General features: G+C 70.0%; 17 protein-coding genes. 6 read left to right on the top strand and 11 right to left on the bottom strand.

Translation table 11 applies throughout. The annotated features are described in order from the left end of the window. Positions 1–137: 137 nt before the first annotated feature. Positions 138–895, bottom strand: a protein-coding gene (locus FBQ73_RS22625) for an IS5 family transposase (protein ID WP_170219033.1) whose coding sequence is annotated in 2 segments (ribosomal slippage) — positions 138–580 and positions 580–895 — 759 coding nt in all. Because the reading frame shifts where the segments join, the coding sequence is not laid out codon by codon here. Positions 896–990: 95 nt separating this feature from the next. Between FBQ73_RS22625 and FBQ73_RS22620 the strand changes: the two genes are divergently transcribed. Continuing rightward, positions 991–1,521 carry a hypothetical protein gene (locus FBQ73_RS22620; RefSeq protein ID WP_138401744.1) on the top strand — a complete coding sequence of 177 codons (531 nt, stop codon included), beginning with the start codon at positions 991–993 and terminating at the stop codon, positions 1,519–1,521. A 21-nt stretch (positions 1,522–1,542) separates the two neighbouring features. Here FBQ73_RS22620 and FBQ73_RS22615 read toward each other — a convergent pair whose 3' ends face one another. The 3 genes from FBQ73_RS22615 to FBQ73_RS22605 are packed head-to-tail and all read right to left on the bottom strand — an operon-like array spanning position 1,543 to position 4,159. Further along, positions 1,543–2,031 (bottom strand): GDYXXLXY domain-containing protein, encoded by a 489-nt coding sequence (locus tag FBQ73_RS22615; protein ID WP_170219029.1) that lies wholly within the window; start codon positions 2,029–2,031, stop codon positions 1,543–1,545. After that, a complete protein-coding gene (locus FBQ73_RS22610; protein WP_138401742.1) occupies positions 2,028–3,140 on the bottom strand; it encodes a DUF4401 domain-containing protein in 1,113 nt (370 codons plus the stop codon). The genes FBQ73_RS22615 and FBQ73_RS22610 overlap by 4 nt, the downstream gene beginning before the upstream one ends. Further along, positions 3,137–4,159 (bottom strand): DUF2157 domain-containing protein, encoded by a 1,023-nt coding sequence (locus tag FBQ73_RS22605; RefSeq protein WP_138401741.1) that lies wholly within the window; start codon positions 4,157–4,159, stop codon positions 3,137–3,139. Before FBQ73_RS22605 ends, FBQ73_RS22610 begins: the two co-directional genes overlap by 4 nt. A gap of 71 nt (positions 4,160–4,230) precedes the next feature. On the opposite strand from FBQ73_RS22605, the gene FBQ73_RS22600 reads away from it, so the two are divergent. The 5 genes from FBQ73_RS22600 (at position 4,231) to FBQ73_RS22580 (ending at position 12,767) form a co-directional block, all read left to right on the top strand. Continuing rightward, positions 4,231–4,752 carry a hypothetical protein gene (locus FBQ73_RS22600; protein ID WP_138401740.1) on the top strand — a complete coding sequence of 174 codons (522 nt, stop codon included), beginning with the start codon at positions 4,231–4,233 and terminating at the stop codon, positions 4,750–4,752. A gap of 205 nt (positions 4,753–4,957) precedes the next feature. Further along, on the top strand, positions 4,958–7,183 hold the full coding sequence (locus tag FBQ73_RS22595) for a caspase family protein (RefSeq protein WP_170219028.1): 2,226 nt from the start codon (positions 4,958–4,960) through the stop codon (positions 7,181–7,183). Beyond that, positions 7,183–8,874 carry a CHAT domain-containing protein gene (locus tag FBQ73_RS22590; protein WP_170219027.1) on the top strand — a complete coding sequence of 564 codons (1,692 nt, stop codon included), beginning with the start codon at positions 7,183–7,185 and terminating at the stop codon, positions 8,872–8,874. Before FBQ73_RS22595 ends, FBQ73_RS22590 begins: the two co-directional genes overlap by 1 nt. Continuing rightward, the gene (locus FBQ73_RS22585) at positions 8,871–11,285 is read left to right on the top strand and encodes an ATP-binding protein (RefSeq protein WP_138401737.1); all 2,415 of its coding nucleotides are present in this window, start codon (positions 8,871–8,873) and stop codon (positions 11,283–11,285) included. Before FBQ73_RS22590 ends, FBQ73_RS22585 begins: the two co-directional genes overlap by 4 nt. A 228-nt stretch (positions 11,286–11,513) precedes the next feature. Beyond that, complete coding sequence (locus FBQ73_RS22580) at positions 11,514–12,767, top strand: serine protease (RefSeq protein WP_138401736.1); 1,254 nt, start codon at positions 11,514–11,516, stop codon at positions 12,765–12,767. Positions 12,768–12,872: 105 nt separating this feature from the next. On the opposite strand, the gene FBQ73_RS22575 is transcribed toward FBQ73_RS22580, so the two are convergent. The 7 genes from FBQ73_RS22575 to FBQ73_RS22545 all read right to left on the bottom strand — a co-directional run bounded on the left by FBQ73_RS22575 (position 12,873) and on the right by FBQ73_RS22545 (position 20,774). Continuing rightward, a complete protein-coding gene (locus FBQ73_RS22575) occupies positions 12,873–15,020 on the bottom strand; it encodes a caspase family protein (RefSeq protein ID WP_170219026.1) in 2,148 nt (715 codons plus the stop codon). After that, complete coding sequence (locus tag FBQ73_RS22570) at positions 15,017–15,919, bottom strand: hypothetical protein (RefSeq protein WP_138401734.1); 903 nt, start codon at positions 15,917–15,919, stop codon at positions 15,017–15,019. Before FBQ73_RS22570 ends, FBQ73_RS22575 begins: the two co-directional genes overlap by 4 nt. Then, positions 15,916–17,298, bottom strand: coding sequence for a CHASE2 domain-containing protein (locus FBQ73_RS22565; protein ID WP_138401733.1), 1,383 nt, complete (start codon positions 17,296–17,298; stop codon positions 15,916–15,918). Before FBQ73_RS22565 ends, FBQ73_RS22570 begins: the two co-directional genes overlap by 4 nt. Before the next feature lie 487 nt (positions 17,299–17,785). Beyond that, positions 17,786–18,976, bottom strand: coding sequence for an MFS transporter (locus FBQ73_RS22560; protein WP_138401732.1), 1,191 nt, complete (start codon positions 18,974–18,976; stop codon positions 17,786–17,788). Between the two features lie 162 nt (positions 18,977–19,138). Continuing rightward, positions 19,139–19,669, bottom strand: coding sequence for a DsbA family protein (locus FBQ73_RS22555; protein ID WP_138401731.1), 531 nt, complete (start codon positions 19,667–19,669; stop codon positions 19,139–19,141). Then, positions 19,669–20,184 (bottom strand): redoxin domain-containing protein, encoded by a 516-nt coding sequence (locus FBQ73_RS22550; RefSeq protein ID WP_138401730.1) that lies wholly within the window; start codon positions 20,182–20,184, stop codon positions 19,669–19,671. The genes FBQ73_RS22555 and FBQ73_RS22550 overlap by 1 nt, the downstream gene beginning before the upstream one ends. Positions 20,185–20,255: 71 nt before the next feature. Then, positions 20,256–20,774 carry a Dps family protein gene (locus tag FBQ73_RS22545; RefSeq protein WP_138401729.1) on the bottom strand — a complete coding sequence of 173 codons (519 nt, stop codon included), beginning with the start codon at positions 20,772–20,774 and terminating at the stop codon, positions 20,256–20,258. Between the last annotated feature and the right edge of the window lie 192 nt (positions 20,775–20,966).

Genomic DNA, 20,966 nt, shown 5'->3' with positions numbered 1-20,966 from the left:
GGGCGACGAACGGCTTCAGAAACTCCCCCAGCGCCTCATCCCAGATCGTCATGGCCTGCGCTCCAATCCGAGCGCAAACCTCAACACCTCAGCCTTATCAATCCGTTAATCTGCCAAAGTAGTGCTAGGTAGCGGACTCATAACGCATTGATCCAGATGCGTGCGGCGGCGAGCTTGAGGGCCGCGAGGAAGTTTTCCGGGCGGCGGTCGTAGCGCGTGGCGAGGCCGCGCATCTGCTTGATATGGTTGAAGAAGAGCTCGATGGCATTCCTCTGGCGGTAGAGCCAGTGGCTGAAGGCGAAGGTGCGCTTGCGGATGACGCGCGGCGGCACGTTGGCGAACGTGCCGCGCTCCGCCGTCTCGGCGCGGATGGCGTCGGTGTCGCAGGCCTTGTCGGCGAGAAGGATGCCACCCGCTGGGAGGCGGGCCAGTAACTCGCGCCCCACCGGCGCGTCGCCGGCCTGCCCAGCCGAGAGGGTGAGGTGGATCGGCCGCCCTTCGGCATCGACCACGGCATGGATCTTGGTGGTCAGGCCGCCCCGGGAGCGTCCCATGCAACGATCGTTGTCGCCCCTTTTTTAATCGCGGCCCCATGTTGGTGCACGCGAACGCAGGATGAGTCGATCATCACAATATCGCCGTCATAAGCAGCCGAGACCGCCTCCAGCAGCCGGTCCCAGACCCCGGCCGCCCGCCAGCGTACGAAGCGGTTGTAGAGGGTTGTACGAGGTCCATAGCGCTCCGGCACATCCCGCCACGGCGCACCGGTCCGAAAGCGCCGGAGGATGCCGTTGATCACCCTGCGGTCATCTACCCGCGCAACACCGCGCACCTTGTTCGGCAGCAGCGGCGCGATGATCGCCCATTCCTCGTCTGTCAGTTCGTGACGGCGCATCAACCTCTCCCATATCGGGAGATGTTGATGCGCCGTCGGCTGGCTGGTCTCCGCCTTTTCCACCGCGCTCCTGGGAACTTTTGGGAGGGACACCTGTGAATATCGCTCTTGAAGCTGTCTTGCGGGCCCTCGGCCTGTTCTATGTACTGAGTGGCGTGCTGGTGGTGCGATCGCTGGCCGTGTCGGCGATGGCGGATGCCACCTATTCGGCCATTGTGGGCACGCCGACGCACCCGGCGGAGCGGGCCCGCGAGATCTGGCTCGCCGCCGGCTCCGTTCTGATCGGGGTTGGCGGGCTTGCGCTGGTCTTGCTGCTGGATGTGGCCGCAGTCCTGTTCATTCTTGGAGCAATCCAGCAACTGGCCTACCTCGGCTTCATCGCGCCGCGCTATTTCGATCCCCATGATGAGCCGGATGCGGGCGGGCGGGCGAAAACCTGGAATGCAGCCATCGTCTACGTGGTGGCGACGGCCCTTGTGGCGGCGGCGGCGCGTGGCGGTGTGCTGCGGCCCTGGCTCGATGCGCCTGTCTGGCTCCTCGTCGCGGCAGGTGTCGCGATCGTCGCGGGCGTTGTCTGGACGGTGCGGGCGCTCAGTGTGCGCGGGTCTGTCGGGAAGGCCGAATAGGTCGGCCACCGGCGCTGGCTTCTAGCGCGGCTCGATCTTCCGGGCTTCGGTGTCGGCGAGGCCGACGAGCAGGTGGCGACCGCTGCGGTCGACGTGGAAGATGCCATAGCGGGCCTGTGCATAAAGCTCCGCGTGGCCCTCCTGGAACAGGAAGGAATGGGGCTCGATGAGGACCCCGTCGCCGGCCGCATTGCTTCCCACGTGGAATGCCAGCTCGCCCGTGCCTGGGGTGCCGGCGACACGCCGGTAACTGCCGATACGGCGCGCGTCGAGGGCGATGATGATGGCTCCGGATGGCGCATCAAGGGCGATGCGTTCACGTTCCAGCCCATAGGCAAGGCGCATGTAGTCGCCCTGTATGAGCGAACGCGGATCCGCAGGGGCGAGCTGCAGGAGCACCACCTCGCCCGAGTTCACGAGGGCTTCGAAGTCGCGTACGCTCCAGCCCAGCACGGCCAGCACGGCGAGGCTCGTCACGAGGAACAGCGCGCGCCGGATGGTGTTGCTCACGGCGTCTCCTCCCGGTCCCAGCCGAAATGGGCGATCACCGCCTGTCCGGCCAGCAGGAGAAGGCCGCTCCCCACCAGCGTGGCCGACTTCTCAAGGAAGGTCATTTCCCGTCCATAATACCACAGCACCAGGAATACGGGCAGGGCCAGAATTCCCGCCACGCGCAGAGGCACGTCGTGAAGCGCATGGCCGATGATGAGCACGAGCAGGGCGAAGCTGATGCCCGGCGCCCCCGCGAGGCCGAGAAGGATGGTCCCCGCGACCGCGGCAAGCAACGGCGGCTGGGCCAGTCGGTCGAGCCCGCCCGCCACCCAGCCGATCACGCCGATGAGGGCAAGGGTGAGCACCGCCTCGACTGGGCGTGGGTCCATGGGCTTGCCGTTCGCCCACGCCCCTGCATCCTGGCCTGCGGCGAGGATGCAGACGATGGTGCCCATGAGGGCGAGGGCCGCGGTGCCGATGGGTCGCAGCGCCAGCGGCACGCGATGGGACAGGAGGAGAAGGCCGGCGATTCCCGCGGCAAGGGTGAAGAGCGCGGCGACGGCAAGGCTGGGATCGGCGCCGAAGTTCCGGCGCAAGAGGATCTCCAGCATTGCCGCCACCCCTGCCGCATAGGGCGAGAGCACGCGGTCGAGCGAGGCGGCCGTCACCGGATAGGTGAGGATGGTAACGGCGAGGATGGCCATCGTGGGCGCCCAAGGCGTGTTCCTGCCCACCAGGATGATGATGCCGAAGACGCTTATCACCTTGCCCAGCGCCAGGGCCGTGAAGGCGGTCTGCGCGAGGACGTCGCGGCCCATTCCCGCCGGGACACGCGACCGGGACACCGACAGGGCGATGCCGGCGGCGACGAAGGCGAGGCCCCAGGCAAGCAGGTTCCCGCCACTGTCGAACGAGATCAGGTCTGCGATCACGATGAAGGCGAAGAAAAAAGCCGTCGCGAGGACGGTGCCGACGGCCGCGAGGATTTTCAGGTGCAGCGGCGGACGTTCTACAGCGGCGTCGGCGCGGATCGCCGCGACCACAGCTGCTTGCGCTCCGTGCGGCAGCGCACCAGAGGCCGTCCAGGCGGCGAGGAGCGTTCCAGCCTCAATGGAGGGCCGTGTCATGGCCGTACCTCCAGCTTCCGCGACGTGGCCCTGAGCCAGGCGATGGCGGCGGCGAACAAGGCGAGCGTGGCAACGCCCATGATGAAATAGGTGCCGATGTCGGCTCGCTTGCCGCCGCTGGCCAGCAATCGGAACAGGCCGAAGTCGGCGATGATGCAGGCGGAGAGCGCCACGGCTGCCAGCATGGCAAGGTCAGGGATCGGGCGCCGGTAGACCACGGCCATGGCTGCAAGGCAGAGGGGAATGGCGACGAGCGCCCCCTCTTCCGCCGGGCGGAAGCCGTCGAACTCCTCCAGCAGCGCGATAGCCAGATGGACCGTTGCGGCCAGCAGCGGGACGCCGAGGAAGAACCGCGTCCAGCGTGCCGTCAGCCAGGCGATGCCCCGCGCCGCCAACGTCTCGCGACTGAGCAGCGCAATGCCGAAGAGGGCCATCAGGCTGAGGTTGCGGCCGCTGTGGAAGACGGTATCCGCCGGCTGGGTCTGGTCCCACCAGGTGATGATGGTGACGGCGGCGACCGCGATCCACACCGCCCATGTGGCGGCCGATCCCGCCAGCAGGGTCCAGGCCAGGGTGAGGCCGGCCCAGGCGGCGAACAGGGTCCAGGCGTCCGCGCCGGTCTGGTAGATCTGGCCGGCCACCGCCAGGAACACGCCCACCAGGGTCACCGCGGCAGCAGCGGCCGTTTCCGACACGCGCCGGCCGAAGCCGAGGATCACCACCGTGAGGCAGGCGGCGGCGATCAGCGCGGCGATGACGCCCAGCCGGGTGAGGGGCGGGATGCGGTTCCAGTTGAAGGCGAAGAAATAGATGATGCCGGAAAGCACGAGCGCGGCACCGGCCGTACCGAGCAGCCGCCCGGCCCACAGGCCCCATCGACGCGGGGGCTCGATCAAGGTGAGGGCGATATCGCGCGCCTCTGCCGTGATGAGGCCGCGCGACGCCAGGCGCTCCACGGCGTGGCGATCCACCCGGATCGCCGCTAGATCTCCCATGTCGTCGATAACGTTCTCGCTCATGCGTATGCGTCTCGTCTTGCCGCGCCTGCGGGTTAGGCTAACCTCGCGCAGGACGTCAACGAGGTCGAACCATGATCCGAGCCGCCTGCGCAGTCGTCCTCGTGCTTGCCGCGACGCTGCCTGCGGCGGCGGTGGATTGCCCGCTCGACAAGGCAGTCTACACGCCGCTCGACGCCGACGACGACTGGAGCGCAGCGGACGGCGTCATCAATTCGTGGGAGATCACCCATCCCCTGAAGCCGGATACCTCCGCCGACCGGCCCTGGGTGGTGCGCCTCGCCGAAAAGCGCCAAGGCCTCGCCGCCGAGTTCGCCATTGCCGACCCGCCCGGCTTCAGCGCAGCCCATGTCTACATGCTGGTGCCGCCGGGCGGCACGGGCAAGGGGCTTGATCCGGGCAAGGCCCCTGCGTCCCTGCTTTATTACTTTGGGGACGACCTGAAGCGTGTGGATCCGAGGGGCGAGGCACCGCCCAAGGCGCCGCCGTTGATGCAGCTTCCCGGCCTGTCCAAGGCCTTCTGGGCCTGGAAAAGGGACGGGCGACGCTTCATTCCGCCCGATGGCCTGTGGAAACTCACCGCCTGCCGGAGCTGATGGGGCGCCGCAGGGGAAGGGGTCACTTTCGGGCCATATTTCAACGGCCTATAGTCGCAGAGATCCAGGGGGGAGGCCCTGCCGGGGCATGCGGGGGGTGGCGGACATATCGTCGAGGCACCCGGTGAGACGGCGCAGGATTCCCTGCGCTTCGCAGGGATATGCCTTGTGGCGGCCGGTGGTCCACCGGCGCGCGGGCTGTCTGTTGGCCGCAGTCGTGCTCGGGCTCGGGCTGTTTGGTCCGCAACTGGCGGCGGCGCGCAATCTGGCCCTGCTGGTGGGCGTCGCCGATTACGACGAGCCGAAGATCCGTGCCTTGTCCGGGCCCCGCAACGACGTGATCCTGCTGTGGCGCCACCTCTCCCGCCACGGCTTTAATGCGGACGACATCACCGTGCTGGCGGAGGGGTTGCCGCAGGCGGCGGAGGTGCCGCGCCCGGAGGCCGCGCCGACGCGCGCGGCCATCATGGATGGGCTCGCCCGTCTCGCGGAACGGGCCGGCCCCGGCGATATGGTGCTGTTCCACTTTTCCGGCCACGGTACCACCCAGCCGGAGGCCGCCCCTGACGATGGCGCCGTGCCCGAGGCCGGCGGTCGCGACCAGGTGCTGCTGCCGAAGGATGCCGGCCTTTATGATCCGGCTGCGCGCACCATCCGCAACGCCATCATCGACAACGAGCTGGGGGCCGCCCTCGACCGCATCCGGACGAAAGGCGCCACGGTCTTCGTCGTGGTGGATGCCTGCCACGCCGGGACGGTGACCCGCTCGGCGGACATGGCGCGTGGGGTCGATGCTGCCGCGCTGGGGGCGCCGCAGGAGGTGACGGGCGCTGCCGCGTCGGCGCCCTCCCACCGGCCGGTCCGTGTCCCACAGCGCGGCGGTACTCTGCGGAGCGCGGGTGCGCAGGCCCCGGCGGAGACCGGGGCGCTGGTCGCCTTCTTCGCGGTGGATTCCTGGACGCCGGCCCTCGAGCGCGCCTATCCGGCGCCGGCCGCGGGCCTGATCGAAAAGCCCGGCGCGGACGGCGCGGCGCAGGCGACCTTCGGGGTGTTCAGCTGGCACCTGCTGCGTGTCTTGGACAGCGGGCGCGCCGCCACCTTCCGTGACCTCGCCCAGATGATCTCCCTCGACATGGCGGCGGCCGCGCAACTCGCCCATGCGCCGCTGCCGGTATTCGAGGGCGACCTCGACCGCAGCCTGCCCGGCGCCACGACAACCGGCCCCCGGCGTTTCGCCACGCGTCGCGAGGGCGAGGATCTGGTGATCGAGGCCGGGGCGCTCCAGGGGTTCGATGAAGGCGCGGAAATCGCCCTGTTCGACGGCCCGCTGGCGGATGCGCTGCCCCTCGGCAGGACCCGCCTGCCAGGGACCGGCGCCGGTGAAAGCCGGGTGCCGCTGGCCGACCTGCCGCCCGGCAGCGCCACGCGCTCGGGGAAGGGCCTGTGGGCGCAGATGGAGCGTCCCGGTGTCGCCTTCCGCTTCCGGGTGGCCAATGTGGAGCTCCCCGAAGCGGCGCAGGCCATCGCCCGCGCGCTGGCGCCGGGCGAGGGGACGCCGGCCATCGGCGTCGAACTGGTGGTGCCGGGCCAGCCGGCCGACCTCAACCTGCACCTGGTGGGCGGGCGCCTCTGGCTGGTACCGGACGGCGGCCGTCTCGTTCAGGACCCGCAGGCCTATGGCCGCAGCTTCTCCATCCCCGCCGACGCGGATCCCGCACTGTTGCGCAACGCGGTTTGGGTCTTCGCGCGCGCGGCCAATCTGGTGCGTCTTGCCAGCGTGGTGGATATGGGTGGGAGCGCCACTTCCGGTGACGTTGAGATCAGCCTCGACCTCATCCGCGAGACCGATGGGGCGCAACTGGCCGATCCGCGTCGCAGATGCACGCAGGCCGCGCGCCCCTCGGCCCCGGTGTCGGTGGACAGCGGGGTCGCGGCGCCCCTCGCCCATTGCGACACGGCCCGCCTGACCATCGCCAACCGGTCCGAGCGCGACATCGACCTCGGCATCTTCTTCCTCGATCCCCTGGGGGGTATCGACGTGCCGGTGCGCGGCTGGCGCCAGAGCGGCTGCGTCACGACCCTGCCGGCCCGCGCCTCCGGGCCCCTGGTGGTGCGCACGACGCTGACCACGTGGGGCAAGGATGGCCCGTCGCAGATCGGGCTGCACCGTATTCTCGTGTTCGCCTTGCCACGGGCAGGCGGTATCCCGCCGTCGCTCTGCCACCTGCTGCAACGGGACGTCGCGTCCGCTTCGGCCGGCACCCTGCGCGGCACCGGCCAGCGGGGCTTCCTCGATCTGCTGGGCCGCGCGGCGCTGGTCGCGCCCGGCCTGCGCGCCGCCAATCCCTTCGACGCGGAGGACGGCGCTGCGGGCACCGTCGTGGTGCGCCAGTTCAGCCTCGATCTGCTGCCGCCGGAGGCAAGCCGGTGATGCGCCGCGTGCTTCGTCTCATCCTGCTGGGTGTCTGTGCGCTTGGTTTGATCCGGCCTCTGGGCGCGCAGGAGCCATCGCCCGCGCAGCTGCGCGATGAAGCCTTCCAGGCGGCGCAGAAGGCGATGCTCACCTCTGCCAGCATGGCCCTTGCGCAGCTCGGCGTGCGTTTTTCGGCCGGTTCCGACGAACTCGCCCGGCTGGTGCGCCAGCGACAGGACCTTGTCGCCGCCTGGAAGGGGGCGGACCGCGCGCTGGTCAAGGCGCTCAGCATGGCGGGCGGCGACAGCGGGGTGAACAAGGATGTGGAGGCGCGCCGCGCCGAGGCGAGCGCGCTTCAGGCGCGGATCGCCGACAGCGACCGCGACATGGCCGCGCGTTTCCCCGCTTACGCCGAGCTGTCGCAGCCGCAGCCGGTCTCCATTGCGGCGACCCAGGCCCTGCTGGGGGAGGACGAGGCGCTGGTCCTGGTCTTCGTCGGCACCCGCGAGGCCTTTGTCTGGGCGGTGACCCGCGACGAAGCCGACTGGCACCGTGTGCCGGTGACGCGCGATGCGCTGGTAGCGCAGGTGAAGGCGCTGCGTGCCGGCCTCGATCCCGCCGCCGTTGCCGTGATGCGATCCGCCTTACGCGACTTCGGGGATACCGATGTGGCGGGAGATGGCCTCGCCCCCCGCGGGCATGTGGGTTTCAGCCGCGCTGGTGCCCACGAACTGTTCCGCCAGATCCTCGCGCCGCTCGACCCACTTCTGGCGCAGCGCCGCCGCGTCTTCATCGTCGTCGAGCGACCGTTCGATGCCCTCCCGTTCGCGCTGCTGGTGACCGAGGCGCCGCAGGGCGAGGATACCGACCCCGCCGCGCTGCGGGAGACGGCGTGGCTGATCCGGCGGCAGGGCATCGTCACCCTGCCCTCGGTGTCGAGCCTCAGGTCGCTGCGCGCCGCGCCCGCCACACCGGCGCCGTTGCCGTTCCGGGGCTATGGCGCCCCGCTGCTGGGCGGGAGCGGTCCGCCGGCACAAGTCGCCTCAGCTGCGCCGGACCTGACTGGTGCCCTGCTGCGTGGCGGGCGGGTCGATCTGGAGACGGTGCGCGGCCTGTCGCCGCTGCCGCAGACGGAGGGTGAGCTGCGCCGTCTGGCAGAGGCACTGGGCGCGCCCACGGACGCCGTGCAGGTGGGGGCCGCTGCGACCAAGAGCGCCGTGCTGGCGGCCGACCTCTCCCGCTATCGCATCCTCGCCTTCGCCACCCACGGTCTTCTGGCCGGCGACATCCCCGGCCTGTCCGAGCCGGCGCTGGTCTTCACGCCGCCCGCAGCGGAGGGGGCCGACGATGGCCTCCTGACCGCCTCGGAAGCGGCACGGCTTCATCTCGCCGCCGATTGGGTGATCCTGTCCGCCTGCAACACCGCCGGCAGCGATGGAACGCCGGGGTCAGACGGTCTCTCCGGCCTCGCGCGGGCCTTCTTCTATGCTGGTGCGCGTACGTTGCTGGTGTCCCATTGGCCGGTGCGGGACGACGCCGCGGCACGGATGACCACGGGCACCCTCGCCGCCCTGCGGGCTGATCCCGCGCTCTCCAAGGCGGAAGCGTTCCGCCGCGCGACCCTCGCACTGATGGCGGATTCCTCGGATCCGACCCTGGCGCATCCGGCGATCTGGGCGCCTTTCGTCATGGTGGGGGAGGGGCGATGAGTCTCCGCCGTTGCCTCGCCCCGGTGCTGGTCGCGAGCCTTCTCATCGCCAGTCCCGCCAAGGCCTGGGCGTCGGCCGCGGCACCGCAGTCGCCCGCCCCGGAGACGCAAGGGGCGGCTCTGGTCGACCAGCTGGACGACGTCTACCGGCTGCTGGGCGCGGACAGGCCTGGCGAGGCCAGGGCGCTGCTGGAGGCGTTGCGCCGTCCCCTGGAGGATGCAGGAGATCCCCATCAGCTGATCCGGCTCTACGACCTCATCGGATACGTGGGCCATGAGTTGAAGGATCGCGCCATCGAGATCGATGGGAACGCCCATTCGGCGATCCTGAACTATCAGGTCGCGCCTCTGGATGCGCCCGATACGGTGCTGGCCGAATTCTCTTTGGCCGCGGCTTATGGCAGCCGCGACGGACGCGACGGGCAGGTCTTCGCTCTCGCGCACGTGCTGGCGGCGGCACAGCGCGCGCGCCGGGTCGGCCCGCCGTCCTCCGACCTGGAGGAGCTGGAGGCCCAGGCCGCCGCGCTCATGGGTCAACGGCTGCAGGGCGACGGACGGCCCGAGATCGCTCTCGTCTTCCTGCGCCGCGCCCGCGTGCTGGCGGACCAGGGCCATATCAATGCGGGCGATGTCCGCAAGCTCGATCGGCTCATCGGCGAGGCTGAGGGTGACGCGGAGGCGCGCCGCGACCTGCTGCCGGCGCGGCTCGAGGACTGCACGGGACATGCCGGGCTGGAGTCGGCGCAGATGGCGGCATGTCGGCGGAGCGCGGATCTCGCCGTCGCGCGCGGTGACGCAGCGGCGGCGGACGCGATCCTGGACCGCCTCATCAGCGACGTGCCCCGTGCGTCGTTGCGGGCCGATCGTTACGATGCGGCGCGGGACCTGCTGGTCGTACGTCTGCTGCATCGGCAGGCCAGCGATCCGCAGTTGCGCGTCAGCGCCGAACTCATCGCCAACTATCTCGCTTATACGGGCGAGGTGACGTCCGCGGCCATGGTCGGGGCCCGTGCTGCCCGCAGCGCCATCGATGGCGGCACCTACGACCTGCAGTTGGCACAGACTTGCGGCCACATTGCCAGGCGCGCCCTCCGGGCTGGCGCGCCTGACCTGGCACGGCGCATGATCGCGCTTCAGCGCGAGGTGCTCCTGGCGGGCCTCGCCGAGGCCGGCGGGTCGCTGTCTGTCGCCGATCCGCCGGCGCTGCAGCGGCGGCTCACCGCTGCGCTGCTGCGGATCGAGAGCGCCCGCATCGCTGTGGGAAGCACGCTGTTGCGCTTCGCCGAGGCCCAGTGGGCAGAGGTGGAACGCCAGATCGCAACCATCGACCTTGCCGCCTTCGACACCATCGAGCGCCTGACCGTCGTGGAATATGCCGGGGTGGAGGACTTCGTCGTTCCCAGCTACGCCGCGGCTGTGGAGTTCATGGGGCGGCTGGCGCGGCGGCTGCCCGCGAGCGACCCGCGGCACGATGAGGCGCTTGGCGGCTGGGTGAATGCGTTGGAGGTCTGGTGGGGCGACAGCGCCGGTGCCGATGCGCTGGCTGAGGAGGCGATCCGAGAGATCCGCGCCGCGCCGGAGGGGCGCGATGTCGCATTGGTGAATCTGCTGGTGGTCCGGTCCGGCATCGTCGCGCCCACGAACCCGGCTCTTTCGGCACGGCTGACGCGGGAGGCCTACGAGATCGTCGCGGCGCGACCGGGCGAGGAAACGCGGCGCATCGAGTTGCTCCTGGACATGGCCCTGGACCAGGCCGACAGCAGTCTGGTCCGCGCGCTGGTGGCGGAGGCTGCGAAGCTGGCCGAGGCGGGCGGACAGGTCGGTCTTGGCGCACGGGTGCGGCTCGACCTGAAGCGCGCCTTCATCGCCTTCGACGACGGCGACACCGATCTGGCTCTGCACCTCGGCGAGGGCGCCCTCGCGCGCCTTGTGGCGGCCGGCAAGGGCGGCACCTGGATGGTCGTTACGCCGGCCCGCGACCTGGCCGGCCTCTACGCAGCCCTCGGCCGCATGGACGATGCCCGCAAGACCTACGAGACCCATGTTCTCGCGCGCAGCAATACCATGGTGGACGGCGAGGAGAAGGCCATTTCCGACCGGTTGGGGCTCGCCAATCTGGAAGCCTATTACGCGCCGGACGGCAACACGGTGCGCACCCTTTCGACCCTGCTGGAGCGCGCGCGTCTGCGGGTGAGAGCCGATCGGGACCTGGTGCCGCGGATCCTGCGTGCGCAAGCCTTTGCCTATCACGGCCTGGGCGACGGCGCGCGGGCGCGGCGGGTAGCCCGAGATGCCCTGAGCGCGCCTCGGCCACCCACGAGCGATACCGAAACCGAGCGCGAGGACCGCAAGCTCCTGGAGGCGCTCGTGGGCGCGGACTGGCAGGGCAGCCGCTTGGTGGTGCAGCCATGATCGCGCACAATTCGATCCGGATCGGCGCGGCCGTCCAACAGCCTTCGTCGCGGGAGCTGGGCTGGCCCGTTCCGGTCCGGCGGACAGGCCGCATCACGCGGTGCGCGCGGGCCGACATTATCAGGGTCGATCCTCTTTTCCCGCGTCGCCCACCCTAGCAATGCGGCTTCTCGGAGCCGGGATGCCGGCCTTGCAGTTCCTCTTCCCCCTCCTCACAGAGTGGTTCCCATGCAACTCCAGTCGTCTCGATCCCACGCCTCCAGGGAGGGCCTCCGGCTCCTCGCGTTCGCCGCATGTCTCATCGGCGGCACCGTCGTCGCGCAGGCGGAAGGGCCCCAGGCCCAGACATCCGCGCCCGGCGATCAGCTTCTGCTCCCGCAGGCGTCCGGCACCGCCGGCGCGCGCCCGGCCACCCTGCCGGCGTCGGATGACGTCGGTCCGGCCGAACTGGCGGCGGATCGCCGGCCCCGGGCGGACGATCCGCGCTCGCTGCCCTATACCGCCGCCGGGGTCGCCGTGAAGTCCGGCGGCCTGCTGAAGCGGGGCACCAACGAGAAGATCGTTGGTGGCACGGAGGCGACGCCGGGCTCCTATCCGTTCCAGGCTGCAATTCTCCGCGTCGCCACCACCAACGGCAAGGTCACCGGCTTTTCCCCCATGTGCGGGGGCACCGTGCTCACCTCGCGCTGGATCCTCTCCGCGGCCCATTGTTTCGTGGAGGGCGCGGGCGGCAAGGTGGAGGGACTGCGCAGCACCAAGAACCTGGTCGTCCATGTGGGCAATACCAGCCTTCTGGCCGAAGACGACGAGCGTGACTGGATCCCGATCAAGCGCATCGTCGCCCATCCGAAATACGTGACGGGCACCAACGTCAACGACATTGCCCTGGTGGAACTGGAGCGCGCGCCCAAGCGCGGCGTGAAGGTGCAGCAGGTGACGGTGGTGACGCGGGACACCGAGCCCGCCGTTTTGCCCGAACAGGCCGAGCTTCGCATCATCGGCTGGGGCACCACCTCCGAGGGTGGGCGCCCCTCGCCCGATCTCCTTGAAACCCGTCTGACCGCGGTGGACCGCAACCGCTGCAACCGCGTCCTCACCTCTGCGCTGGTCGGCTCGCCCGATGCGCGCCGGGCGCTGGAGGACCTGAGCTACGTGTTCAACCTCACGCCGGCGGCGCGCCGGACGCTGGAGCAACAGCTACCGCAGATTGGCGGCGTGGTGACGCCGCAGATGTTCTGCGCCGGCGCCGCGGTGGATGGGGTGGATACCTGCCAGGGCGATTCCGGCGGCCCCATCCTCAGCCGCAAGGACGACGGGTCGCTCGTGCAGGTGGGCATCGTCAGCTTCGGCATCGGCTGCGGCCATGCCGAGTTTCCCGGCGTCTACACCCGCCTTGCCCTCTATATCGACTGGATCAAGGCATCCATCGCCCCGCCGAGCCCGCCCCCGGCGGCGCCGGCCAATCCGCAAGCGCGGCGCTGAGCCGGCGGCAAGGCCGCGCAACCGGATCGTGCCGGCCTCGCCCTGCGCCATCGGCCCCGGTCCCTGACCGGTGTTTGGTGGACGATGTCCCCGCGCCGCGCGGTCCTACGGCTTGACCGGCTGGCTGACGGGCCAGAAGGCGAAGGATAGGCTGGCGCTTTCCAGCGGCAGCCGCCCGCCGCGCGTCGTGCCGTCCACGAGGTCGTCGAGGCCGGTGCCCTCGTCACCGCGCGTCGCCTGGCCGGCGAGGTCGTTAAAGCCCGTCAGGGCGCAGAGGGAGGGCAGGTCCGTCTCTCCTTCGATGAACGGAACGCCTACGACGAACACCCCGTTGCTGGTGCCCGGCGCGTGCCCCGGCACAATGGCGCGGGGATGGTAAGGCACCTCGAAGACCAGTCGCCGCCCCGGCTCCAGCCGGTCGGAGACGGTGAGGCCAACCGGACAGGTGGGCCGGCGCGCCATCAGGTTCCAGGCATCGTCGAGAAAGAAGATGGCGGCCAGCACCGGACGGGTGCTGCGGTTCTGCACCGCCACTTGCACCTTGTCGCAGACGGCTACGGACCCATCCTCGGCCACCGTGGCGGGTGTGCCCTTGAATGCGCATTGCCGCGCCGTCGGGTCGAGGCCGAAGCGCCTGACCTCCGTCGAGAGGTCGAGGTCGCGGCCGGCGCTTGCGGCGGTTAGTGCTTGCAGCCGTAACAGCTGACGCGCGCGCAGCACCGCGCGGGCGATTGCCGTGGTGGCGCTATCGGTGTCCGTTTCGGGTGTGATCGCGGCGAGCGGGCCGGCCTCCATCGCCAGGGGGTCGAGGCCGTCGGGCATGAAGCGCAGGCCGTCGCCGGTCATCCACGCCACCAGCGCTGGCGCGGCATCATCCAGCCGCGCCACGTCCTTCAGCGGTCCGGAGAGGGCGGCCTGGAAAGCCTGGTGCAGCCGCGCCTCCTGCGCTGCGTCGGGCGCTCCGCGGCGGGGCCATGGACGCGGGCGCGAGATGGTGAAGGCGGCCTGGGGCGCGGGGCGCGCCAGACGGGCATAGGCGGCCTTGTCCAGAACCGCCGAGCCTGGCACCGTGGGACAGCGGGTGCGGGCCGGCACACAGCCAGGCTTGAGCGCCACGAGCCGGGCGCGGGTCGCTTCCACCTCCTCGACCATGGCATGGCCGGAGGGCTTGCCGGCCGGCTGCGCCGCGCTGTCATAAAGCGCGACGAGTGCGCCGGTCTCCACGCCCTCGATCTGGCCGGCATGGAGGATGCCGGCCCCAACCCGCCATGTTGAACCGTTCTCGGCAGTCGCCGTGCCGCCGCCGGGCACTGGGCCGTCCATGCCGTCGCCTTCAAAGCTCGGCGTCTGCCGCGCCTGGAAGGCGGCATCGGCGCGCAGCACGCGGCCGGTCTCCACCATCAACTGGCGATAGCTGAGCGCCGGCGTGCGTTGCAGCACGTCGGCGAGGGCGGTTGTGAAGATGGAGCCCCAGACCCGTCTTTCCATGGGCGCGCCCGGCGGCAGCGCCACTTCCCGGGCCGTCTCGTTGGGCTGCGACGCGTAGAAGGCGGTGAGCCTCCCCGACCCCGGTGGCAAGTCCGGCGCAAAATCCGCCAGCACCGTGGTCTTCTCGGGCGTCATGGCGCTTGAGGTGGACAGGCCGATGTCCTCGAGCGAGATCTTCTTGTCATGGACCCCGTCGCCCACGGCGCGCGAGGCCGAGCCGGAGAAGCAGCTGTCCAGGATGAACCAGACGTCCGCGCCGCGGCTGCGGATGGCGTCGAGGCGCGCGCCGAAATCCGGTCCGGCGATGGCGTTCTCGAACTGGTTGCGCGCTTCGCCCGCCTTGGGCGGCGCGGCGTCGCGGGGCAGGAACACCTGGTCGAGCCCGTCCACCTTCAGGGCGGTACGCGAGGGCTGGCGGGTGCCGTGGCCCGAGGCGTAGAAGATGACGAGGTCGCCTTTCTGCGCCGCGCCGGCCAGGCGCTCCAGGCCGGCAAGTATGGCAGCGCGGGTAGGGGAGCCGGCGGTGCCTTCGACGCCGTCGGCCAGCACCACGACGTCCTCCGGCGCGACGCCGCGGGTCTTAAGCGCAAGCTGCATGCGGCGCACGTCGTTGGCCGGGGCCTTCAGCTGCCTGTCGGCCGGAAGGGCTGGATAGTCCGAGACGCCCACAAGGAGCGCCAGCGTCCTTGCCGTGGCACCCTCGGCCGCGATGCTGCAGCCGAGGGCTACGAGCAGCGCCAGCGCGGCGCGGTGCGCCGGCCTCATCGCTTCGGCTTCCAGCCTTCGGCGAGGCGGCGAAGCAGTTCCTCGGCGGCCGCGTAATGTCCCGCGTCGGCCGCGAGCGCCGCTGCCTGCAGGTCCCATTCCGCCGGCTTGCGCTCAAGCAGCCAAAGCGCGCTCGCCACCTGCCCGAAGGCTGGCGTGGGCGCGCCTTCGCTGATCCAGGCGGGGACGGGTGGCGGGTCGGCTTGGGCCAGGAGGCCCACCTGCACCGCCTCGTCCGCACTGTCGCGGACCTCCAGCACCAGCGGGCCCGAGGCCGTGGACGGCAGCGTCAGGGCGGCGGAGCGCCCGGTCGCCGGAGTGGCGGAGAGCACGGCCCCTCCCTCCCCGGGAGCGCGGATCTCGATGGTGAAGGGCGCCGCGCCGCCTTGCCAGCCCAGCCACAGGCGGGTTCCCGGCACCATGCGCTGGGCTGCGCCACGGCCCATCTGCAGCCGCAGGGTTTCGTCGTTGCGGCCAATGAGATTGACGGTGCGCGCCGCCGGCTTGCTTTCGAACAGCTCGCCGATCATCGCGGCAAGGGCGCTGAAGCGTCCTCCGGAGGGGAGCGCACCGGTCACACGATGCGGAGAGTGCGTGGCATCGACCCGCAATTGGCGATCGTTCACTGTCTCGATGGTGACCGCCGCACCGGCATCGCGGACCACCACCTCGTCGCCGTCGAACAGCGCACCGCCGATCTGCACGGGCATCTTTTGCCCCTCGCGCTGCACATGGGCCGCCATACCCGGATCGGTGGCCGGCAGTTCCATGCCGACGATGTAGCCCGCAGGGGTGCGCATGTCGGCATCACGCGCCATCGCCGGCATGACGGCGACAAGCACGAGCAGGGCCGCCAATGCGTGGCGCAATGCGGGGAGCAGCGGGGCAGCACGCGTCACGTGATGGTCTCCGTTGGTTGCGCGGCGGGCGGCTTCTCCGGCTTCAACAGGGCGCGCCATCCCCGCGCGCGCCAGTCCTTGCCGATGGCATGAATGCCCTCGATGGTCGAGAGGAAGGCGACCATGCCGAGCGCCGCCAGCACAATGTCGCTGGCGGTGGAGGGGGCGAAGATGCGGCCGAGCGCCATCAGCGCGGCCAACACGGCGACGGCGACGGCGAGAGCCGCCGCGAGCGGCCGCAGCCGGGAGGTGATCGCCACGAGCGCCCCGAGAAGGGCCAGCGCGATCAGGGTTGCGCCCAGCGGCCCGACGGGCTGGCCGGACAGCACCGCGGGCGCGGTCGCCACGGCATTGGCGACGATGAGCGCGCCCGGCAGGAAGCCGATGGGCGTGAGGTGGCCGTCCAGGCTCTCGGCATGGCTGGCGCCGATGATAACGAAACGGTCGCGCAGCAGGTCGTCGGCCACCGCCTGCGGTGACACCACGGCGCCCGATGCCGACATCAGCGCCCGCGCTGGCATCCGGCGGAACAGCGGCACGCGCCGGCCATCGCGCGTAATGAATTGCGGAGCGGCCAGGTCCGGTCCATCCGGGATCAGGAAGGCGATGGCGGCGCGCTGGTCGGGATTGCGAGGCCAGGCGGGGGGCGATGCGGCAGCCGTGCCGGGTGCGCAAGCCGTTTGCGTTCGGCTGTCGGCGAAGGCATTCAGATCAGAAAGCGGCCGGGGGTGAGCACTCGCCACCGCGGCGGCGAAGAGTTGGGGCGAAGGCAGGGTCGCGCCGGGGCCGGGCGCACAGGTGGTGTGGCTCAGCTGCCAGCGCCGCACCACACGGTCCTCGTCGATGCGGCTCACGCTCGCCGCCCAGATCACATTCGGCTTGCCACGCACGGCTGCATCGAGGACGGACGCCTGCTCGGCCAGTGCGTTGATGGTGTTGCCGGCCTGGTCGGCGGCTCCCAGGCGCCGGGCAAGGGCGAGGGGCGGCGCGTCCGGCGGATACGCGGCGAGGACGGCGGCCAGCGCCGCGTCGCCCGCGGGGGATCCAGGCCGGGAGGTATCCATGTCGAGGAATATGCCGCTCGCATGCTTGGCGGCGGCGAGGGAGAGCAGCCCGGCAAGGACTTCTCGCGGTGCGCTCTGGGGGTGGCCGAGCGCAGCCATGGTGGATGGGTCGATGTCGATGAGCGTCACCGGAATGGCGTCGCGCGTGGCGCCGGACAGGACGGCGGACCAACGCACCATGCGGTCCTTCTCGCCGAGATTGGCGCTGAACCCCGCGATCCGGTCGGCGAGGCCGAAAGCCGAGAAGAAGCCGATGACGCAGGCGATAAGCACCGGCTTGGTGAGCCGGCCGATCCACCTGAACGGACTTTTCACCAACGGGTCGACCTCGGTAGAAGCGCCGGGCGCATCCGGCTAACAAGCTGTGAAATAACAGATACAACTCCAGCATGGCTTTGGAAAGAGGCGCGCCGACGCGCGGCGTGAACCATCTTCGCCTGAACGAGCGACCTGCTCCCACGGCAATGCGGTGGCGCGGCGCGACGGGAGCGTCCCGGCCTCGTCGCGGTGACAGCGCCGTGCGTGGCCTCGCCGAACACATCGGCGACTTCCACAGGTTCTTCTTCGCCGGCCCAAGCCTTCGGGTTCAAGTGTAAGCAATTGATAAAATTCTACTTCCGATCGCTGAAGGACCGCTGCCTCTGGGCGTACCGCTCGCCGATATCGGCAAGATCGCCGGCATCGGGTTCAACTGCCATGACCACGCTCGTGCGCACGGTATTTTAATGCCGTCCAGGCGGCCGCGACCCCATCCCTGCCGCCGGTCGGCGCAAGAGGCGGCTCGTGATCGGCGCGGACCGACTCAGCGCCGCGACCAGGCCAGCAGCTGCAGACCGGCCGCCAGTGCGGCGAAGGCGGTGCCGAGTATGCATACCAGGAACCATCCTCCGGCGCCCCAGGCCAGGGTCGCGAGAGCCGAACCGAGCGCGCCGCCCAGGAACATGGCGCCCATGAGCACCGTGTTGAGCCGGCCGCGGGCCGCCGGCCGCAGGGAGAACACGATGTGCTGGTTCGAGACGAGGGCGGTCTGCATGCCGAAATCGAGCAGGATCACGCCGACGACCAGGCCGGCCAGCGCGCCCCATGCGCCGAAGACGATCCACGACGCCAGGGTGACCACCGCTCCGAGGACGACGGCCCGCGTCGGCCCATGCCTGTCGGCGAAGTGGCCCGCAAGGGGTGCCGCCAGGATGCCGACGGCACCGACGAGGCCGAACAGCCCGGCGACGTCCGCGCCAAGCCCGAAGCGCGGCTGTTCCAGCCGGAAGGCCAGTATGGTCCAGAACACGGTGAAGGCTGCGAACAGCGCGGCCTGGGTCAGCGCCGCCAGCCGCAGCGCCGGGAACTCGAACCAGAGGCCCGCGATGGAGTGCAGCAGCCGTCCGTAGCTCATCGTGGACTCCGGCGCGCTGCGGGGCAGGATCGCCGCCATCAGTGCAGCCGCCGCCAGGGCCATGGGGACGGCCAGCCAGAACATCTCCCGCCAGCCGCCGTGGGTGGCGACGAAGCCCGCCAGCGTGCGGCTGAGCAGGATGCCGGTGAGCAGGCCGGCCATCACCGTGCCGACCGTGGACCCGCGCCGCTCCGGCGCCGCCATGTGGGCCGCGAGGGGCACGATCTGCTGCGCGACGGTGGATGCCAGGCCGACGGCAAGCGAGGCCAGCAGGATGAGCGGCGCGCTCGGTGCCAGCGCCGTCAGCACCAGCGCGGCGGCGAGCAGGATGAACTGACCGACGATGAGACGTCGGCGCTCCACCAGATCGCCCAGGGGCACCAGCAGGAAAAGACCGATCGCATAGCCGAGCTGGGTCGCCGTCGGGATGGCGCCCGCGAGGCGGCCCGGCAGATCCTGCTCGATGAGTGCCAGCATCGGCTGGTTGTAATAGATGTTGGCGACCGCGATGCCGGCCGCCGCCGCCATGGCGAAGGTCGCGCCGCCGCCGGCAACAGCTTTCAGAGGCAGGCCGCCTTGCGTGACTTCAGGGTTCGACATGGCGAAGAGTAATCCTGAGTTTCCCGGGATGATCGGTTCTCGCGCTGCCGACAGCACCGGGCGGGTTTGAATGATGGGTCGATGGCGGATGACCGTCAGGGCGCGCCATTTCCGGCGCGCCGGCGATCCTCCGGGCGTGAGGCGTTGGCGGACGCCTGTGTCTCAGGCCCGCGCCTTCGCGGCCGAGCGGATCACCGCAACAAGCGCGTCGACGTCGCGGGGACCGTCATAGCGTTCGCCGTTGATGAACAGGCACGGCGTGCCATTGACACCGCTGCGCACACCACTGGTGAAGTCATGGCGGATCTTCGGGTCGAAACGGCCATCGAACCCCGCCTGCAACGCCGCATCGCCGATGCCGAGAACACGGCCGTAGGCGATCAGGCTTTCATCGTCGAGCGCGTCCTGATGCTCATAGAGCATGTCGTGGGCCGCCCAGAACTGGCCCACGCTGGCCGCAGCTTCGGCGAACTCGGCGGCCCGGCCGGCATGGGGATGGGCGTCTGTCAGCGGGAAGTTGCGGAACACGAAGCGCAGCTGCTTTCCCAGCGCATGCTGGACGGCCTTGAGCACCGGATAGGCTTCCCCGCAATAGGGGCATTCGTAATCGCCGTACTCGACGAGGGTGACGGGCGCGTCGTCCGGCCCGAGCGCGTGGTCGTCGGCACTGACGGCTGTTGTGAGGTGGCTCATCACAGGGCTCCGGCGGCTTGGGGCTGGCCGACCATCGCGTCCAGCGCATTCAGGATGCCGTCCGCTCCCGGATTGAGGCCGACGGGGGAGACGTAGCTCCAGCGGATGACGCCTTCGCCGTCGATGACGAAAAGCGCCCGTTCCGAGGTGCCTTCATGGTCTCGATAAACGCCGTAGCTGCGCGCTACCGCGCCCTTGGGCTCGAAGTCGGCCAGCAGGGGAAAGTGCAGCTTGCGCGCGCTGGCGAAGGCCGCATGGCACCACACGCCGTCCGTCGAAATGCCGACGAGTTGGGCGCCATAGCGGTGAAATTCGGGAAGCACCCCGTTGTAGAGCCCCATCTGGTCGCCGCAGACCGGGCTCCAGTCCGCCGGATAGAAGGCGATGATGACGGGGTTCCCCCTGAGATCGGACAGCGACAGCATCTGGTCGGGGGTGGAGGGAAGCGAGAATACCGGCGCCGACTGACCGGCCTTGAGGGGGCCGGCGGAGGGGGGCACGTTCGGGTTGGACATCAGGTCAGCTCCGCATTGAAGGGCGCCGGCCGGCGCGAAGGCCGTCCGGCCGCAGGACACCAGGGGTGCGTTCAGTGGTTGGAGCGGGTCGCTTCGTAGAGGAACCAGGTGCGGCGCTCGGTCTGGTCGATCCAGTTCTCGATCACGCTGGCGGTGGCCACATCATTGTATTCGTCGCACACCGCATGGGTGGCGCGCAGGAAGGCGGTGAGCTGCTGATTGTCCTGCGCCAGCTCGGCCAGCATGTCCGGGGCGGTCACGAAGTCGGCGTCATTGTCGGCGATGCGCTGGAGCCGCTGGATCTGGCCGATCGACCGCAGGGTGGTGCCGCCGACCTTGCGCGCGCGCTCGGCGATGTCGTCGGTCATGGCAAACAGCTGTTCGCCCTGGTCGTCAAGCATCAAGTGGTAGTCACGGAAATGCGGGCCGGACATATGCCAGTGAAAATTCTTGGTCTTCAAATAAAGCGCGAAGACATCCGCCAGCAGCGTGGTCAGGGCGGCGGCAATGTCGCGCGTGGCTTCTTCGCCGAGATCGCTGGGGGTACGCAGCGGCGCGATCTGGCGCATCTTGGCCGGGGTATGGGTCATGACGGAAACTCCTTGAATGAAGAAATATTCAGCGTGGCGGCGGCTTGCGCGGCGCTGCGGTGAAAGCCGCTGTCATCACGGTCTTGAAGGTAAAGCCCCGGCCGTCGGGCCGAAATCGGTCGTTGGGTTGGTCCGCTCATACTTGAGTTTGCCGGTCCTCTCCGAAGGTCGGGCCCAAGGTGAACCGGCAAC

It is taken from the genome of Xanthobacter autotrophicus (assembly GCF_005871085.1).
Taxonomy (GTDB): Bacteria; Pseudomonadota; Alphaproteobacteria; order Rhizobiales; family Xanthobacteraceae; genus Xanthobacter; species Xanthobacter autotrophicus.
Note: the sequence above shows the minus strand (reverse complement) of the source record. Positions and strands in the feature narration are given on the sequence as shown.

Bases quoted from the DNA above. Each gene is read 5' to 3' on its own strand.
- FBQ73_RS22580 (WP_138401736.1), top strand. From the start codon at position 11,514: ATGCAACTCCAGTCGTCTCGATCCCACGCCTCCAGGGAGGGCCTCCGG.
- FBQ73_RS22590 (WP_170219027.1), top strand. From the start codon at position 7,183: ATGCGCCGCGTGCTTCGTCTCATCCTGCTGGGTGTCTGTGCGCTTGGT.
- FBQ73_RS22560 (WP_138401732.1), bottom strand. From the start codon at position 18,976: ATGTCGAACCCTGAAGTCACGCAAGGCGGCCTGCCTCTGAAAGCTGTT.
- FBQ73_RS22550 (WP_138401730.1), bottom strand. From the start codon at position 20,184: ATGTCCAACCCGAACGTGCCCCCCTCCGCCGGCCCCCTCAAGGCCGGT.
- FBQ73_RS22545 (WP_138401729.1), bottom strand. From the start codon at position 20,774: ATGACCCATACCCCGGCCAAGATGCGCCAGATCGCGCCGCTGCGTACC.
- FBQ73_RS22575 (WP_170219026.1), bottom strand. From the start codon at position 15,020: ATGAGGCCGGCGCACCGCGCCGCGCTGGCGCTGCTCGTAGCCCTCGGC.
- FBQ73_RS22585 (WP_138401737.1), top strand. From the start codon at position 8,871: ATGAGTCTCCGCCGTTGCCTCGCCCCGGTGCTGGTCGCGAGCCTTCTC.
- FBQ73_RS22555 (WP_138401731.1), bottom strand. From the start codon at position 19,669: ATGAGCCACCTCACAACAGCCGTCAGTGCCGACGACCACGCGCTCGGG.
- FBQ73_RS22610 (WP_138401742.1), bottom strand. From the start codon at position 3,140: ATGACACGGCCCTCCATTGAGGCTGGAACGCTCCTCGCCGCCTGGACG.
- FBQ73_RS22605 (WP_138401741.1), bottom strand. From the start codon at position 4,159: ATGAGCGAGAACGTTATCGACGACATGGGAGATCTAGCGGCGATCCGG.
- FBQ73_RS22600 (WP_138401740.1), top strand. From the start codon at position 4,231: ATGATCCGAGCCGCCTGCGCAGTCGTCCTCGTGCTTGCCGCGACGCTG.